This is a genomic window from Bryocella elongata (assembly GCF_900108185.1).
Taxonomy (GTDB): Bacteria; Acidobacteriota; Terriglobia; order Terriglobales; family Acidobacteriaceae; genus Granulicella; species Granulicella elongata.
Window position 1 is genome coordinate 665,586 of record NZ_FNVA01000001.1, and the last position, 17,617, is coordinate 683,202.

The 17,617-nt window shown below is 60.9% G+C and carries 10 protein-coding genes; 7 read left to right on the top strand and 3 right to left on the bottom strand.

All coding sequences use genetic code 11. The features are described 5' to 3' along the window. The first annotated feature begins 439 nt into the window (after nt 1-439). The 7 genes from C4S68_RS02755 to C4S68_RS02785 all read left to right on the top strand — a co-directional run bounded on the left by C4S68_RS02755 (nt 440) and on the right by C4S68_RS02785 (nt 12,046). Complete coding sequence (locus C4S68_RS02755; protein ID WP_268807261.1) at nt 440-4,555, top strand: Ig-like domain repeat protein; 4,116 nt, start codon at nt 440-442, stop codon at nt 4,553-4,555. A 253-nt stretch (nt 4,556-4,808) separates the two neighbouring features. After that, nucleotides 4,809-5,864, top strand: a complete 1,056-nt coding sequence (locus C4S68_RS02760) for an NAD(P)-dependent alcohol dehydrogenase (RefSeq protein WP_103932142.1) — start codon at nt 4,809-4,811, stop codon at nt 5,862-5,864. 9 nt (nt 5,865-5,873) lie between these two features. After that, nucleotides 5,874-6,890, top strand: a complete 1,017-nt coding sequence (locus C4S68_RS02765) for an AraC family transcriptional regulator (RefSeq protein ID WP_103931472.1) — start codon at nt 5,874-5,876, stop codon at nt 6,888-6,890. Nucleotides 6,891-6,911: 21 nt separating this feature from the next. Continuing rightward, nucleotides 6,912-7,907, top strand: coding sequence for an aldo/keto reductase (locus C4S68_RS02770; RefSeq protein WP_103931473.1), 996 nt, complete (start codon nt 6,912-6,914; stop codon nt 7,905-7,907). A 200-nt stretch (nt 7,908-8,107) separates the two neighbouring features. Then, complete coding sequence (locus C4S68_RS02775; RefSeq protein WP_103931474.1) at nt 8,108-8,758, top strand: (2Fe-2S)-binding protein; 651 nt, start codon at nt 8,108-8,110, stop codon at nt 8,756-8,758. Nucleotides 8,759-8,770: 12 nt separating this feature from the next. Further along, nucleotides 8,771-9,775 carry an FAD binding domain-containing protein gene (locus C4S68_RS02780; protein WP_103931475.1) on the top strand — a complete coding sequence of 335 codons (1,005 nt, stop codon included), beginning with the start codon at nt 8,771-8,773 and terminating at the stop codon, nt 9,773-9,775. A 12-nt stretch (nt 9,776-9,787) separates the two neighbouring features. Next, nucleotides 9,788-12,046 carry a xanthine dehydrogenase family protein molybdopterin-binding subunit gene (locus tag C4S68_RS02785; protein WP_103931476.1) on the top strand — a complete coding sequence of 753 codons (2,259 nt, stop codon included), beginning with the start codon at nt 9,788-9,790 and terminating at the stop codon, nt 12,044-12,046. On the opposite strand, the gene dinB is transcribed toward C4S68_RS02785, so the two are convergent. The 3 genes from dinB to C4S68_RS02800 all read right to left on the bottom strand — a co-directional run bounded on the left by dinB (nt 12,043) and on the right by C4S68_RS02800 (nt 17,512). Next, complete coding sequence (dinB, locus tag C4S68_RS02790; RefSeq protein WP_327333265.1) at nt 12,043-13,230, bottom strand: DNA polymerase IV; 1,188 nt, start codon at nt 13,228-13,230, stop codon at nt 12,043-12,045. The two genes, C4S68_RS02785 and dinB, sit on opposite strands and share 4 nt — an antisense overlap. Nucleotides 13,231-13,332: 102 nt before the next feature. Further along, on the bottom strand, nt 13,333-15,204 hold the full coding sequence (locus C4S68_RS02795; protein WP_103931478.1) for a glycoside hydrolase family 35 protein: 1,872 nt from the start codon (nt 15,202-15,204) through the stop codon (nt 13,333-13,335). Beyond that, the gene (locus C4S68_RS02800) at nt 15,197-17,512 is read right to left on the bottom strand and encodes a GH92 family glycosyl hydrolase (protein WP_103931479.1); all 2,316 of its coding nucleotides are present in this window, start codon (nt 17,510-17,512) and stop codon (nt 15,197-15,199) included. The genes C4S68_RS02795 and C4S68_RS02800 overlap by 8 nt, the downstream gene beginning before the upstream one ends. Between the last annotated feature and the right edge of the window lie 105 nt (nt 17,513-17,617).

A 17,617-nucleotide genomic window follows, 5' to 3' on the forward strand; every position in this document is an offset into this window, starting at 1 on the left:
GAAGCTGGGGCGGCACTCTTGTTGCAGTGAAGATTGTCTGGACTGTCGCTCGCGATTGCAGTAATCTCTCGTCTCGGAACATTTGCGTTGAGAGGCCTCATGTCGTTCGCGCCATCGCGGCTGAGAGTGCATGATGCTGTATCAGCGTTTGCGATCGTTGACGTCCTACGTGGAAAACTCCGCATAAAGGGCCTTGGTTTTCATGTTGCGTTGCCGTCTCTGCAGCCCATTGTGATATAGAACTCTCTACAGACCTGAATTCATCCTGGATGATGGCTGTTTCAGTCAGCACCAAGTAATACCTGATCGACCTGTAGCTCTCGTAGTTCTTAACTCTTGCCTGGAGGCCCTCCTCTTGTTTGCTAACAAGACCCGAGCACGCGTGCGCGCGTGCTGCTTCGTACTTCTGGTGTCCCCGTTGTTCTTTGCTGCGTCAGCCATGGCGCAATCGGGGCTTGTGATTTCTCAGATCTTTGGCGGCGGCGGGAATGCTGGCGCTCCGTACTCGAACGACTACATCGAGATCTACAACCCGACTTCTGCAGCGATCAGTCTCGCAGGGCTGTCGGTGCAATATGCCTCCAGCACTGGTACTGCATGGCAGGCGACTCCACTCGGTAGCTCAAGCCTTGCCGCGGGACAATACTTTCTCGTGCAGGAAGCCAAGGGGAGCGGCACCTTCGCAGCACTGCCCACGCCGGATGCAACTGGCACCATCAATCTGAGCGGAACGACCGGCAAGGTCGCCCTTGTCAATTCGACCACTGCGCTCAGTGGCGCGTGCCCTATGGATGGAGTGCTCGATCTCGTTGGCTTTGGTACGGCGAATTGCTACTCCGGGTCTGGTGATGCGCCTACGCTGTCGAATTCGACGGCGGCGCTCCGCAGCAGCTATACCAATAACAATTCGGCCGACTTTACGGCGGCAACACCGAATCCGAGGAACACCTCCTATGGTTCGAGCAGCGCGGGCATCAGCGCTGCTGGCGCAGCGAATCCGTCGACGGTCACATCTGGCGGGTCAACTCTCCTCACCGTCACGGTGACTCCAGGGACGGCCCCGTCAAGCACGGGAATTACGGTCACTGCTGACCTGAGCGGAATCGGTGGCTCAGCGACACAAGCTTTCTATGACGATGGAACTCATGGCGATGTCACCGCTGGGGATAACGTCTTCTCGTTCTCGACCACCGCAATCAGCGCTACGAGCAAGACCTATTCGCTCTCAGCCAGCGTAGCGGATACACAACTGCGTAATGCAACTGCGAGCATTGGACTCACCGTCAATCTGCCCGCATCCAACGTGGCCATCCACGTGATTCAGGGGCAGAAGTCTCTGACGGCAACGACCGTTTCGCCTTATGCGGGGCAGACGGTGACAACCCAGGGTATCGTGACGGGTGTTAGCACGGCGGGCTTCTTTATCCAGACACCGGACTCTGACATCGACGCCGATCCTCTCACTCCCGAAGGCATTTACGTGTACACGGGCAGTGGCAAGGTGCCGTCGACGGCAGTCATCGGCAACTACGTCCGGGTGACTGGCGCGATCAGCACTTATCCTGCGGTATCGGCCAGCCACACGCCAGCAACGGAGCTCTCGAGCACTACTGCAACGGTTCTCGCGACGGGACAGACGCTTCCGAAGGCGATTGCTCTGACGGCGTCGATGCTGACGCCTTCTGGTGGCTTGTACCAACTAACCCCTTATGAGGGCATGCGGGTCTCGGTGAACTCGCTCACGTCAGTCTCAGGGACGGATGGTTCTTTGAGCAGCGAAGCGAACGAGACAACGACTTCAAACGGCCAGTTCTATGCGGTGATTACCGGCACTCCGCGGCCGTTCCGCGAGCCGGGTGTAGATATTCGCGACTCTCAAACCGGTTTGCCCGCAAACGTGGCGCACTTCGACGACAACCCCGAGCGCATCCTGGTTGACACCTCGCTGCTTGGTGGGACGAAGGTCGATCTTTCCACCGGCGCGGTGCTGCCGAGTGTGACGGGCGTACTGGACTTTACGTATAGCTCGGACAGCTACTACGATCCAAGCCGCCTCGCACTTGACGCGACATACGATCGTTCGCAGGTCGTGGCCGGTATCGGAGTCGTGCCCGCTCCCGCCCCTGCAAGCAATGAATTTCGCGTGGCCGCATACAACATCGAACGGTTCTTCAATACGAACTCGGCGGATGACATCGACTACAACCCGGTGACGCAGAAGACCGGGAACTCCAGCGCCGTCGATCTGACCGCTGCTGCTTATGCCAATCGTCTGTCCAAGGTTTCGCTTGCGGTACGGCACGTGCTGGGCAATCCGGACGTGGTGGCCCTGGAGGAGGTGGAGAACCAGTCTGTCGTCGCGGACATCGCTGCAAAGATCAGCAGCGATGCAACAGCAGCAGGAGAAACCGATCCGCAGTACGTTGCGTATGGTACCGGGACCAGCTATGCGCCCTATACGAATGACGTAGGTGGAATCTCGGTGGGCTTCCTGGTGAAGTCGACCACGGTGAACACGATCAATGTCCAACAGTTTGGTGCGAGCAATCTGTTCACGGACCCCCGAGACAATACAACGCAGCAGACGTTGAACGATCGACCGCCCCTCGTGCTGCACGCAGGCATCAAGCGCACGAATGCCAAGGACTACCCGGTCACCGTGATTGTGAACCACTTGCGTTCTTTGTCCGGTGAGAACGATCCCTCCAGCGGAGTCTTTGTTCGCGCGAAGAAGGAGTTGCAGGCCGAGTACCTGGCGAACCTGATCCAGGGCTATCAGTCATCAGGGGAGCATGTGATTTCGGTGGGCGACTACAACGCCTTCCAGTTCTCCGACGCGTATATCGACATCCTTGCGACGGTGACGAATCGCAACGTGCTTCCGTCCGACCAGGTCCTGGTGCCGGGAATCGCTGGCCTGGTGAATCCGTCTCCGACGGATCTGGTGACTTTACTCCCTGCGGCGGACCAGTGGTCGTATCAGGAGTATGGCAACGCACAGGTGCTGGACCACATTGTCGCGACCAGCGATCTTGTTGGCGCGGGAGCGCATGTTGCCTATGCGCACTTCGATGCGGATCAGCCATTGATCGCCTATAACGATCCGACGACGCCGGCCCGGGAGTCCGATCACGACGCTGCTGTTGGGTACTTCGCAACCCCGGCTCCTGTGCTTTCGGCAACGCTCACGGGGACAGGTTCCTTCGGAACAGTCAACGAGGGCACTTCGTCGAGTGCAATGGGCTTCATCCTCACGAACACGGGCGAGGGCTCGATCACGATCTCGGGCATCACTGCCAGCGGAGACTTCACGCAGAACAACCAGTGCGGAGCCACGCTGCTCGTCAACGCGACCTGCTCGATCAACGTGATCTTTACGCCGACGGCGGCGGGCGCGCGCACCGGCACGTTGACGATCACAACGAACACCGGAACAGCTACCTATACGGCAAACCTGACTGGCAACGGCTCCGCGACTACGACGACTCTGTCGCTGAGCGCTCCTACGCCAGTAGCGCCGACGGTAGGACAGCCGGTGTCGATCACGGCTACAGTTGCTGGAACCGGCGCTACGCCTACCGGCACAGTGACCTTCGTCGTCGACGGAGCCGCACAGTCGCCCATTACGACGACTGCAGGGGTTGCGACGATCAGCCTATCGGGGCTTGCCGCAGGAAGCCACTCGGTGAGCGCCTCTTACAATCCGACCGCAAACTTTACGGCTTCGACGGCGAGCGCTGTAAGTTTTACCGTGAAGGCGACCCCATCGCTGGCTCTGTCGGTCTCGCCGGCGGCGACGTCAGGCAACGAGTTGCAGGGAGTCGGTCTTACCTTTACAGCGACTCTCAGTGCGGCAAGCAAAGCGTCAGGGACGGTGAGCTTCTTCGACGGAGCCACGCAGCTGACGAGCGGTATTGCGTTGAACGGGAGCGGGGTCGCGACGTATTCAACGTCGACTCTGGGATTGGGTGCGCACAGTGTTACAGCCCAGTTCGTCGGAGACTCGCTGAATGTGGCGGCGACCTCAAGTGCTGTCGCCTTCACGACGAAGGTTGCGGCTTCGGCCGGGATCACTTCCTCCACGCCATCGCTGTACCTCAGCGTGGCAGCTCCGGGCACTACAACCGCGACGCTGAGTTACGTGCCCAACGCCGGCTACGCGGGCACGTTGACACTCTCCTGCAGCGGACTCCCTTCAGGAGTCACATGCGGGTTCAGTCCAGCGTCTCTCACGTTCACGCAGGGAAGCACGGCATCGCAATCGTCCACTCTCACGATCACCGTTGCGGCTCAACACGCAATGCTGGAAGGCGCACCGCGGCGCGGGCAAAGCGTGTATTTCGCGATGCTATTCCCCGGTCTGCTGGGCTTGTGGAAGCTCCGTAAGAATCGCAACCTTGCATCTCGTCTGTTGATGCTTGCGATGCTCTTCGGAGGATTCCTGATGGTGACCGGTTGCGGAGGTGGCAATAAGGTGACGAGCTCGGCGTTCAACGTCGTAGCGAGCGACGGCACCAACAGCGTCACAACGCTGGTGAACCTAACCATCCACTAGAACAAGCTGCGGTACGATCCCGCCATCTCAACCTCTCGCGAAAGTCGCGTGCAGGCTGGGACGGCGGAGTCGTTTGACTCACACGCAAACCCCGATGCCGCGCGGAACCCCGCCCAGGCAATCGGTATCGTTGCCCCGATGCAAGATGCCGGGCTTCACGGTGCTGTAACGGGCCGCTTTTCCTGGCGTGATCCGCCATGGAAATGGCGCGATATGCATGGCGCGCCACGGGCCATGGGTCTACCTTAAGTGCATGAGCAACGCTAAGGCCTTTGCGGCCAGCAGTCCTACCTCGCCTCTCGCCTCCACCTCCATTCCCCGTCGTGAGCCGAAGGAGCGCGACGTTCAGATTGAGATCCTTTTCTGCGGTGTCTGTCACTCCGACCTGCACACCGTTCGCGATGAGTGGAATGCCGTCATGCCCACCGTTTACCCCTGCGTTCCCGGCCATGAGATCGTCGGTCGCGTGACGGCTGTGGGCTCCAGCGTCAGCAAGTTCAAGGTTGGCGATCTTGCCGCTGTCGGTTGCCTTGTGGGTTCGGATGGAACGTGCCCCGAATGCCAGGCTGGCTTCGAGCAGTTCTGCAACGGCATGACTCTCACGTACAACTCGCCTGATGTGCATTCGGGCGGCGTCACCTATGGTGGCTATTCCGATTCGATCGTCGTCGATGAGCACTTTGTGTTGCGTGTGCCGTCGAACCTCGATCTCGCTGGCACGGCCCCCTTGCTTTGCGCTGGCATCACCACCTGGTCGCCGCTGCGGCACTGGGGTGTGACGAAGGGCCAGAAGGTTGGCATCGTAGGCCTGGGTGGTCTTGGGCACATGGGCGTCAAGTTCGCGCATGCACTGGGCGCACACACGGTCGTGTTCACCACCTCGGAGAGCAAGGTCGAAGATGCGAAACGACTCGGTGCGGATGAAGTTGTGATCTCGAAGAACGCGGACGAGATGGCGAAGCACGCCTTGAGCTTCGACTTCATCCTGGATTGCGTGTCTGCTGACCACGACATCAACGCTTACATCCACCTGCTGAAGCGCGACGGCAACATGACCCTTGTGGGCGCACCCGAGAAGCCGCTCCCGCTGTTCTCGATGGGCCTGCTCTTCAAGCGTCGCAGCGTTTCGGGCTCGCTGATCGGCGGCATCGCGGAGACCCAGGAGATGCTGGACTTCTGCGGTGAGCACAACATCACGGCAGACGTTGAGGTCATCGCGATCCAGGAGATTAACGAGGCCTATGAGCGGTTGCTGAAGTCGGATGTGAAGTACCGCTTCTCGATCGACATGGCGTCACTCAAGGGCTAATAGATGGCAATGAACAAGCACTTCCGGGTCGCTGGTTCGCTGGCTGAGAGGTTGGAGGAGAACGGAGTCCGTGTACCTGCGGTGTTGCGCAGGGCCGGACTCTCTCCGGACCTCTTTGCTTCGGGGCGCGTACTGCTGACAACGCAAGAGCTCTTTGCCTTCTGGCATGCGATTGGAGAGGTCAGCGAAGATCCTGCGATCGCACTGAAGCTGGGAACCGAGCGGCAGGCGCAGCGATTCCACCCGAGTGGCATCGCTGCGCTGGCCTCGGAGACCTTCGGCGCCGCGATGAAACACCTCAGCCGTTACAAACAGCTCACGTGCCCGGAGGAGATCATCGAGGACGTAGCAGGTGGGGAATGGAGCATCCGCTTTCGTTGGACCGAGGCTCCGGATGTAGAGCCCCTCGTTCTGGTGGAGTATTGCTTTGCCTGGCTCCAGACGCTTTCCCGTCATGGAACCGGGACGAAGCTTTCACCAAAGAGGCTGGAGATGTTGCAGCCGCGCAAGCATGTCCGGGAGCTGGAGAGGCACTTCGGTTGCGAGATCGTCTCCAACGCTTCGCGCAATGCCATGATCTTTCTTGAGGAGGATGCGGCGACACCGTTTCTCACCCGCAATGCGGAGCTGCTCGATTTGCTGGCGCCGCAGCTGGAGGAGCAGCTGCGTCAAAGCCGACAGGAGAGCGACGCGGGAGGCTTTGTGAACCTGGTGCGCGATGCGATTCAGCAACGCCTGACCGGGCAGAGACCAGCGATGGAAGATGTGGCGCGGGCTCTGCACGTGAGCACGCGAACGCTGCAGCGTCGATTGCAGGAGTCTGGCTCGAGCTATCAGAGGGTGCTCGATGAGGCTCGTCACGAGCTTGCGCGCTACTACCTTGGGAACTCGGTACTGGAACTCAACGAGGCAGCCTATCTCCTTGGCTACGAGGACGCGAACAGCTTTGTGCGCGCGTTTCGAGGCTGGGAAGGCGTGCCACCGGGGCACTGGCGCGAATCACAGCGCGCTCGTCTGGCGAACTAGAACGATCAGAGAGGAACTGCGATGCAAAAACGTATGTTGGGCAAGAGTGGGCTTGAGGTCTCGGCCCTTGGGCTGGGTTGCATGGGCATGAGCTTTTCCTACGGCCAGCCGAAGGACGAAGCCGAGATGGTCGACCTCATGCACAAGGCCGTCGACATGGGCATCAACTTCTTCGATACCGCCGAGGTCTACGGTCCGTACACGAATGAGCGACTCGTCGGGAAGGCGCTCGCGCCGATCCGCGAAAAGGTGGTGATCGCGACCAAGTTCGGGTTCAATCTCAATCCGGATGGAAGCCCGGGCTGGCAGGGGCTGAACAGCAGGCCGGAGCGAATTCGTATCGTTGCGGAGGAGTCGTTGAAGCGCCTCAACATCGATGCGATCGACCTGTTCTATCAGCATCGCGTTGATCCAGATGTGCCGATTGAAGATGTGGCTGGCGCGGTGAAGGATCTTATCGCGGAGGGAAAGGTGAAGCACTTCGGTCTGTCCGAAGCGGCGGCGGGGACGATCCGTCGTGCGCATGCGGTGCAGCCTGTCGCGGCTCTGCAGAGCGAGTATTCGCTGTGGTGGCGTCGGCCCGAAGAGGAGATTCTTCCCCTGCTGGAAGAGCTGGGTATCGGCTTTGTGCCTTACAGCCCGCTGGGCAAAGGCTTCCTCACCGGAGCGATGAATACGGGAACGGCGTTTGGGAGCGATGACTTCCGCAGCCGTCTGCCGCGCTTTACGGCCGAGGCCATGAAGGCGAACCAGGCGTTCGTCGATCTGCTCGCGGAGATCGCTAAGGGGCATACCGCGACGCCTGCGCAGATCGCTTTGGCGTGGCTGCTGGCTCAGAAGCCGTGGATCGTTCCGATCCCTGGCACCACGAAGCTGTCGCGGCTCGAGGAGAACAGCGGAGCGGTCGCGATCACGCTCAACGGGGACGAGTTGAAACGGCTGGACGATGCCGCCGCTACGATTCCGGTCGAAGGCGACCGCTATCCTGAGGCTCTCGAAAAGATGACATACCGGTAATCGAGGTCGCAATCGGGACGGAGGGAGGCGTCGATACGGCGACTCTCTCCGTGACTTCGTTCCTGTGCATCAAACACCACTATCGAGGCTATCCAGTCGCGACGTTTGCGACAAGACTGGGCTAGGATGTCTCACGGGCTGAACGATCCATCCCGTTTCGTCTCGAAAACCTCAATATCTCAGCTCAAGGAGACCGCTCTGTGGCCCCTATCGACGAGAAGGATCCGCAACCGTTGACCTCGCTGGAGCGCATCAGCCGGCGAGTGTTTCTCACGCGGGCAGGCGCTGCCGGGGTGGCGACAGCCACCGCTGCGGTCGCGGCACCGCTGTCTGCGCAGGCACAGGCTCCCACCGCTGCAGCTCCGACGGAGGCGGCGGCGGTTCCGGGTGCTGTCCCGGTGACGCTGAAGGTTAACGGGAGTACGCATCGCGTCATGGTGGATCCGCGTGCCACGGTGCTCGACACCTTACGCGAGACTCTTTCGTTGACCGGTACCAAGAAGGGTTGCGACCACGGCCAGTGTGGGGCCTGCACGGTGCATCTCAATGGTCGTCGCGTGAACAGCTGTCTGCTGTTTGCGACCATGCACCAGAACGATGAGATCACGACCATCGAGGGTATTGGAACGCCCGAGAAACTGCACCCCATGCAGGCGGCCTTCGTGCAGGAGGATGGCTATCAGTGCGGCTACTGCACGAGTGGGCAGATCATGTCGGCGGTGGCTCTGCTGAAGGAGCCGGTCGGCGCCGACGATGCTTCCGTGCGTGAAGCGTTGAGCGGGAACATCTGTCGTTGCGGAGCATATCCAAACATTGTGGCTGCGGTGCAGGCCGTGCGCCACATGGCGTAGGAGAGGCGATCGATGCATACCTTTGAACTCATCACTCCCGCATCCGTCACCGAGGCCGTGAAGGCCCAGGCGGGAAGTCCAACGGCCCAGCAGGGAGCTCCGGTGCGCTTTATCGCCGGTGGAACCAACCTTGTCGACTTCATGAAGCTGAACGTTGAAACTCCACGACAGCTGGTGGATATCAACCGCCTTGGGCTCGATCGGGTTGAGGCACTGCCGGGGGGCGGGGTGAAGATTGGCGCACTCGCCCGCAACACGGATGTTGCGCAGCACGAGCTGATCAAGGCGCGGTATCCGGTGCTCTCGGAGGCGATCCTCAGCGGAGCCACGGTGCAACTTCGCAATCTTGCGACGACCGGCGGCAACCTCTTGCAGAAGACTCGTTGCGTCTACTATCGCGACACGGCGTTCGCTTGCAACAAGCGCAATCCGGGGTCGGGATGCCCGGCGATTGAAGGCCACAACCGGATGCTTGCGGTGCTGGGGACGAGCGAGCACTGCATTGCCACGAATCCCTCGGACCAGAACGTGGCTCTGACTGCGCTCGAGGCGACGGTGCACGTTACCGGAGCGAAGGGCGAACGGGCAATTCCCATCGCGGAGTTCTACGTGCTTCCAGGGGCGACGCCTGAGCGCGAGACGGTGCTGGCGCCGGGCGATCTCATCACTCATGTCACGATTCCAGCTCTGCCGGATGGGGCGAAGAGTGTGTACCTGAAGCTGCGGGATCGCGCTTCGTATGAGTTTGCGCTGGCTTCGGCGGCTATTGTGACCCAGGTCTCGGGTGGCCGCATCAGCTTTGCGCGCGTCGCCATGGGAGGGGTTGGCACGGTGCCGTGGCGCAGTCATGAAGCTGAGAAGGCTCTGTTAGGCAAAGCCGCGACCAGGGAGAACTTCCGCGCTGCAGCGGAAGCCGCGCTGCATGGAGCGAAGCCGCAGACGCAGAACGGCTTCAAGGTGGAGCTCGCAAAGCGTTGTGTGACGCACGCATTGACCCTGGCGACCAAACAGGCATAAGGAGGAGACGCGATGCAGGATCAGGCACAGAAGGCTGTTACCGAAAGCAGGATCATCGGAGTCTCCACGCCGCGCATTGATGGGCCGCTGAAGACCACGGGCACGGCGATGTACACCTCCGACCATAACTTTCCAGGGCTTGTGTATGCGTGGCCCGTGATTGCCACGATCGCAAGCGGAACGATCACGTCGATGGACACGGCGCGAGCCGCGGCGATGCCGGGCGTGCTCGCGGTGTACACGCACGAGAACATCGGTCCGTTGTATCGAACACCGCCAACGCAGGGCTTTTCGATGATCATCGACGAACGGCGCCCACCGCTTGAGGACAACGTCGTCAGCTACTACGGCCAGTATGTCGGAGTTGCGGTCGCGAGCAGTGTGGAGCAGGCGCGCGCTGCGGCCGAAGCCGTCAAGGTGACCTACGACAAGCGATCTCACAATGTCGAAGAGAAGCTGATCGGCACACCCATCGCCGAACCGGGGATCAAGAAGGGAACCGCTCGCGGAGATGTTACTTCGGCGTTCAAGAACGCTGCGGTGAAGCACGATGCTGTGTACTCAACGCCGAATGAGACGCACAACCCCATCGAGCTGCATGCTTCGGTGGCAGTGTTCAAGGACGGAAGGTACACGCTCTACGAGACCTCGCAGGCGGTGGTGAATCATCGCGATGTGATGGCTGCGATGCTGGGCGTCCCTCCTGAAAACGTGCAGGTGATTACGAGGTTTCTTGGCTCCGGTTTTGGCGGAAAGCTTTGGCCCTGGCCTCATGCGATGCTTGCGGCTGCTACTGCGCGAAACATCAATCGTCCGGTGAAGCTGGTTGTCAGCCGCTCGATGATGTTCCAGAGTGTGGGGCACAGGCCGGCCATCGACCAGCAGATTCAGCTTGGAGCCGAGCCCTCCGGCAAGCTGGTTGCCCTGGGGCACCACTACGTCAATCACACGGCGATGGAAGCCGAGTATGACGAGGGCTGTGGCGAAGCTACAGGCTTTCTGTACTCGTGTCCTAACCTTGCCGTGACCAGCGGGCTTGTTCGCCGCAACGTGGGTGTTCCTACAGCGATGCGTGGGCCTGGCGCGGTTCCTGGTCTCTATGCGCTGGAGAGCGCGATGGATGAGCTTGCGGTGAAGTTGAAGATGGATCCCGTGCAGCTTCGTCTGCTCAACGAGCCGGATAAGGACGAGAGCAATGGCCTGCCATTCTCATCGCGACATCTCAAGGAATGTCTCACCGTGGGAGCGGAGAAGTTTGGCTGGGCCAAGCGCACTCCCGCGGTTGGTTCCATGAAGAACGAGGACGGTGCCACGCTGGGTTGGGGCGTTGCTTCCTGTGCGTGGGGAGCGATGCGTATCGACACAGAGATGAGTGTTGAGCTCCTGCAGGACGGCACCGCGCGCGTTACCTGCGCGACGCAGGACATTGGTGGTGGAACGTACACGGCGATCGCTCAGATGGTGGCTCACGAGACAGGGTTGCCGGTTGCGAAGGTCAACGTAATCCTGGGTGACTCAGCACTTCCTCCGGGACCGATCAGCGGTGGCTCGTGGACAACAGCTTCCGTGACGCCCGCAGCGCTTGATGCGGCACACCACGCCGTGCAGACTCTGCTGGTATCGGCGGCCACGTTTCCCAATTCTCCCTTCAAGGGCAAGAAGCCTGCGGAGCTCGAGATGGTTGATGGCACGGTTCGTGCCAAGGGCAGCGCAACTCCGCAACTCACGATGGCAGAGGTGCTCAAGGGCGCGAACGTCAAGGGAATCACGGGCACAGGGAAGTCCCAAGGCACGTTCGGAGCGAAGGAGGAATACTCCTTCCATAGCTATGGCGCGCAGTTTGTGGAGGTGACCTGGCAGCCTGAGATTGCACGCCTGCGCGTGAGCCGCGTGGTGACGGTGATTGATGGAGGCCGCATGCTGAACCCCCGGGCGGCACGGAATCAGATTGAAGGCGCCGTCGTGATGGGAGTTGGGATGGGGATGCTCGAGGGTGTCGAATATGACCGCGCGAGTGGTGCACCGATCAATGCGAGTCTTGCGGATTACATCGTCGCGGTGAATGCCGATTGCCCGCATATCGACGTCACCTTCCTCGACTACCCGGACTACAAGCTGAATGCGTTGGGGGCACGCGGCGTCGGGGAGATTGGCCTTGCTGGCGTAGCACCAGCTATAACGAACGCCGTGTATCACGCTACCGGCATACGCGTTCGACGGCTCCCCGTGCGCATCGAGGATCTGATGGGCGCTCCGATGCATCTTGCCTAGTCGAGACCGCTATCCAGTGGAATGTCCGATGAGTCGTCGTCATTCGGGATCGCGGCGAAGAGCGGTGGTTCATCGTCCGTCTGAAAGTTAGCGAGGCCGATCCCAATCAGCCGATACAGCTGATTGTCTCCCAGCGGCACGCGTTCGAACATGGTGATGGCGGCGTTGGCAAGCTCTTCGCTGGAGCCGGGCATCGCCGTTGGGGTGAGGCTTCTGGTCAGGGATTGAAACTCTTTGGTCTTGAGCTTCAAGACGATCGTGCGCGCGCCGCGGATGTTGGCTCGTGACGCAATCCACACGCGTTCGGCGAGCTTGCGAAGCGCCTCGACCGTTGCGTGGAGTGGAACGTCGTCCGGAAACGTATCTTCGGCCGAGATCTGTTTGCGGACGCGATTCGGAATGACCGGGCTGTGATCGATGCCGCGGGCGTAGTCGAACAGCCTGTGCCCATAGCGCCCGAATTCCGCTTCAAGCTCCGCGAGCGACTTGCCCTGAACATCTCCGACGGTGCGTATTCCAGCTTTGGCGAGATGTTCTTCCGTCACCTTACCCACGCCAGGTATGCGGCCAATGGGGAGGTCGCGAAGAAATCCCAGCACCTCATGCGGCTGAATCACGAAGAGTCCGTCCGGCTTGCGCCAGTCGGATGCGACCTTGGCGAGGAACTTGTTCGGGGCGACTCCGGCGGATGCGGTGAGATTGAGCTCGCTCCTGATCTGCTGGCGGATGAGGCTGGCCACGCGCGTCGCTGTGGGCAGGCCTGTCTTGTTCGCCGTCACATCGAGATAGGCCTCGTCGAGCGATAGCGGCTCGATGAGGTCGGTGTGGCGGCCGAAGATCTCCCGCACCGCCTGGGACACGGCCTTGTAGCGGGTAAAGTCGGGGGGAAGGAAGATGGCTTCGGGACAGAGGCGCTCGGCACGCACCGCTGGCATGGCGGAACGCACGCCAAACCTGCGTGCCTCGTACGAGGCTGCGCATACAACGGATCGAAGCCCTCGCCACGCTACAACGACAGGCTTGCCCCGCAGGGTGGGGTCATCGCGCTGCTCCACGGATGCATAGAACGCATCCATGTCGACGTGAACGATCTTGCGCAGCGGCGGCTGCTGCGAATGCAGGAGTGAGTCTTCCGGCTCACGCTGGAGAGCGTGAGAGCTGTTCGCGATAGGGCTATCGTCCACAGAGTGCGGCCCTCCTGGCGGCACCTTCATTGTGGCATATTCGCTTTTATTTCGCTCTGGTGGAGTTTAGACAGTCCAGAGTCTCTCTAGGTGGCCAGCGTTCTACTGTGGGGCGATCGGATCGTCCACGCGATGGTCCAGCCCCCGCAGCAGGGGCGCCCCTGACCCTTTGAGGTCGAGCACGACGATGTCGTTCTCACCTTGGTGCAGCCACGGGCCCGGCAGATAGAGCGTCCGCTGCGGACCGACGTCCCAAGCGTGCCCTAGCGGATGACCGTTGACCCAGACGAGACCCTTCTGGATGGTCCGTGTATCGAGCCACGTGTCCGTCGCTGCTTTCGCAACAAAGTGTCCGCGATACAGGCACGCGCCCTCGCAGGACTTTGCCGCAAACTGTTGCTGCTCAGGGTGGAGCAGCGGCAGGCTCACCGCGTCCCAGCCATGCAGCGGCGATCCTGCCAGTGTGACGCCGCCAAGGATTCCAACGCGTTCGGTCGGCAAGGTCTTCCCGAAGTTCACGCGGCCAGTGTTCTCGACCAGAAGAGTGAGCTCGGTGCCTGCGGGGAGATCCACTTTGAGCGTCTCGGTACCGGTCCTCCGATCCAACTCGCCAAGCGGCTTGCCGTCAGCAAGGACCAGAGCATAGTTGTGCAGCGTGTGGAGGGTGAGATCGCCTTTGGCGGACTGACCGAGGTGTGTGCGATAGAGCACATAGCCATAGGCCTGCCCGAGCGACTCCATCGTTGGCGGATCAGCGACATCGGTAGCCGCAGGCGTCGGCAGTTGCGACAGCAGAGACGCGCTCTCGGTCAACGTGAACGGTGCAATCGTCTGGGTGGATGGTGCTTTGGGGACCGGAGGAAGTTCGCGATGCGTTGCCTTGGCGATCGCCTCGCGGAACGCCATGTACTTCGGCGTCGGATGACCACTTTCGTCGAGCGCGGAATCGTAGTCGTAGCTGTTGACGTCGGGCTCGTAGCGATTGCGATCCACGTTGGCGCCGTTCATCCAGCCGAAGCTGGTGCCGCCATGAAACATGTAGATGCTCATCGAGTAGCCATGGCTCAACATGAACTCGACGTCGGCGAGTTGCTTCGCTGTGTCCGTGCGAGCGTGGGGACCGCCCCAGTGATCGAACCAGCCATCCCAGTACTCGCCGGACATGAACGGGCCGTTGGGGCGAAGGTCGTGCAGGATCTTGAATGAGCCAGCCGCCTCGCCCTCGCCGAAGTTGATCACCGCCGGAAGCTCGGGGAGAGATCCCTTCGGTATCTGCTCCGGGCCGTCTGCGGTGTAGAGCATAGCTTTGGTGAATCCGCTGTCGAGGAGCTCATGCTTGATCTCCTCCATGTACGCGTGATCGTCTCCGTAGGAGCCGTACTCGTTCTCTACCTGGACGCCGATGATGGGCCCGCCGTTGCCGATCTGCAACGGTGCAAGCTCCTGCCCGAGCCGATGCAGCCAACGTGAGGTCGCTGCGAGGAACTTCGGATCGCGCGTGCGGACGACCATGTCCGGATCCTTCAGCAGCCAGGAGGGGTAGCCACCCCACTCCCATTCCGCGCATACGTAGGGACCTGGCCGAAGGAGCACGTAGAGGCCCTCCTGCTGCGCCTCGCGAACGAACTCTGCGACATCGTTCTGTCCGCTGAAGTCGTACACGCCGGGCGATGTTTCATGGACGTTCCAGAAGACGTACGCTGTGACGGTGTTGAGCCCCATGGCGCGGGCCATCCTGAAGCGCGCCCGCCAATAGGCTCGTGGGATGCGCGGATAGTGCATCTCGCCGGAGAGAATCTGGAAGGGCTTGCCGTCAAGAGCGAAGTGGTCGCCACTTGCTGCGAAGGTGTGTGGGGATCCAGCACTTGTGGCTGATGTCTGAGCCGCTGAGAGTGTAGCGCACAATCCAAGCGCGATGATTCCAGTTGCGAGTTGGCCCAGGCCGTTACGTGTGACGCTGCGGAGCTTAGGCATGGGGCAGCTCCATCGAGGGGGGAAGCGACGCCACATCCGAACCCAGCGTGCGATTGGGCTCTGCGCCGATCTGAAAGACGATGTGTCCGCCGTTTGTGATGTCGCTATGCCGGAACCAGGCGCGCTTCTGCTCGACGCCATTGAGCGTCCAGCTCTGCACATACTGGTGTGTGGGGGAAGAACGCTTCGCATCGATGATCAGTTGCTTGCCACTGCCAAGGTCCACCGTGGCATGATCGACAAGCGGCGAGCCGATGATGTAGATCTGGCTCACGGGAGCCACGGGATAGAAGCCCAGAGCTGAGAGCAGGAACCACGCGGACATCTGGCCTACGTCTTCATTGCCGGCCATGCCATCGGGAGCCGCATGATACAGCGTGTCCATGATGTTGCGAATGCGCTGCTGCGTCTTCCATGGCTGGCCCGCGTACACATAGAGATACGCGATGTGGTGCGACGGCTCGTTACCGTGGGCGTACTGGCCGATCATGCCCGCGATGTCGGGCGGGGCGTCGGGCGGCAGCGTAGAAGGTACGGTGAAGAGAAGGTCGAGCTTGGTGAGGAACGGCTCCATGCCTCCAAACAAGGCGATGAGACCGGCGGGATCATGCATGACGCCGAAGGTCGTCTGCCACGCGTTCGATTCGGTATAGTCGCGCCATTCCTTGGAGTGGCCCATCTCGATCGGGTCGAACGGTACAGCGAAGCTGCCGTCCGCCATCTTCGCCTGCATGAAGGTGTTTGCCGGATTGAAGAAGTGCTTGTAGTTCCTGGAGCGCTCCAGCAGCTTCTGCGCCATGTCGTGCTGGCCCAGCTTCGCTGCGGTGCATGCGACAGCGTAGTCGTTATAGCAATACTCGAAGGTCTTCGATACGGACTCGGGCTCGCGGTCCGCGGGGATGTAGCCCATCTGCCGGTAGTAACCGAGGCCGCGATAGTTCTCCTGGTTGGCGCGCTCGAGCATGCATTCGTATGCTGCCTGATTGTCGATGCCTGTTGTGCCCTTGACGATGGCCTCGGCCATCACGCTGGCCGAGTGATAGCCGGTCATGGTGCCGGTTTCTGTGCCCTGGAGTGGCCATACCGCCATGCCAGCTTCGCTCTGCTGCGCCATACGGGTCAGCGTGTTGATGAAGTCAGGCAGGCGGTCGCGCTGAATCAAGGTGTATGTAGGGTGAGCGGCGCGGAAGGTATCCCACAGCGAGAACGTTGTGTAGTTGTGATGGCCCGCAGGGAGGTGGTGGGTCGTGCGATCCATGCCGCGATACTGTCCGTCCGCATCGTCAAACAACTGCGGCCCGAGCGACATGTGATAGAGCGCGGTGTAGAAGATCTTCTTCTGCTCTGGGTCGTGAATGTCGGCCTTGATACGGCCGATCTGCTCGCTCCACTTGCGCCGCGCTGTCTCGCGGGTGTGGTCGAAGTTCCAGTCCGGCTGCTCGGCTGCGAGATTTCCTGCAGCTCCTGTCGTGCTGACACCCGAGATGCCGGTGCGTACAAGGATCTGCTCGCCAGCATGCGTGCGATAGTGCAGGACGGCCTTCAGGTTGTTCCCGCGCAGCGTTTCAGGATTGGTCACCGGTGTGTCATCGCTATAGAAAGTCACGGTGTCCGGCTTGCGAGAAAACTTCATCGTGAAGAAGCACTCGCGATCGTGGCCCCAGGCGCGGGTCACGTGACCACCGGCGAGTGTGTCGGGGGCTGTCTGAGATAGATGCGCGTTGTAGACGCTCGAACCACCGTTGGTGAGGTAGCTGTGGTGGAGGTCGACGATGAGCCATGCGTCTTCGCTGGCGGGGAAGGTGTAACGATGAATGCCCGTGCGTTCGGTGGAGGTAAGCTCCACCTTCACCTTCGGATCTTCGAGGAAGACGCTGTAGTAGCCGGGCTCGGCCACTTCTTTTTCGTGAGAGAAGCGAGAGCGATAGCCCGCTTCGGGGTTGGACTTCGGTCCGGCGGTGAGCTTCACCGGTCCAGTGCCGGCCATGACGAGGAAGTCGAGCAGATCACCGCAACCTGTGCCGCTCAGGTGGGTATGGCTGAAGCCCATGATGGACGTGTCTTCGACGTAGTACCCGCCGCACCAGTCCCAGCCATCATCGCCCGTGTCGGGGCTCAACTGCACGGCGGCGAACGGGACGCTGGAGCCGGGGAAGCAGTGGCCGTGTCCGCCGGTGCCGATGCGCACATCGACCCAGCGCAACGGATCGTTCGCGTCGGGGCCGACAGGGGCTGACCACAGCGAGCGGGGAAGGGTGGCCGTAGCGCAGACAGCAGCTGACTGCAGAAAATTGCGGCGAGACATCATGCGAAGCGATCCCCTTATGCCTGTTGCGTCATGAGAGCAAATGCAGGCGTACAGCTCTAAAGTACAGAAAGATGATAGCGCTATCAGGCCTATCCTTCTGGCCAC

What these genes read in the sequence shown, in the direction of transcription:
- C4S68_RS02780 (WP_103931475.1), top strand. Translation starts at nt 8,771, where the DNA reads ATGCATACCTTTGAACTCATCACTCCCGCATCCGTCACCGAGGCCGTG.
- C4S68_RS02770 (WP_103931473.1), top strand. Translation starts at nt 6,912, where the DNA reads ATGCAAAAACGTATGTTGGGCAAGAGTGGGCTTGAGGTCTCGGCCCTT.
- C4S68_RS02755 (WP_268807261.1), top strand. Translation starts at nt 440, where the DNA reads ATGGCGCAATCGGGGCTTGTGATTTCTCAGATCTTTGGCGGCGGCGGG.
- C4S68_RS02795 (WP_103931478.1), bottom strand. Translation starts at nt 15,204, where the DNA reads ATGCCTAAGCTCCGCAGCGTCACACGTAACGGCCTGGGCCAACTCGCA.
- C4S68_RS02785 (WP_103931476.1), top strand. Translation starts at nt 9,788, where the DNA reads ATGCAGGATCAGGCACAGAAGGCTGTTACCGAAAGCAGGATCATCGGA.
- C4S68_RS02765 (WP_103931472.1), top strand. Translation starts at nt 5,874, where the DNA reads ATGAACAAGCACTTCCGGGTCGCTGGTTCGCTGGCTGAGAGGTTGGAG.
- C4S68_RS02800 (WP_103931479.1), bottom strand. Translation starts at nt 17,512, where the DNA reads ATGATGTCTCGCCGCAATTTTCTGCAGTCAGCTGCTGTCTGCGCTACG.
- C4S68_RS02760 (WP_103932142.1), top strand. Translation starts at nt 4,809, where the DNA reads ATGAGCAACGCTAAGGCCTTTGCGGCCAGCAGTCCTACCTCGCCTCTC.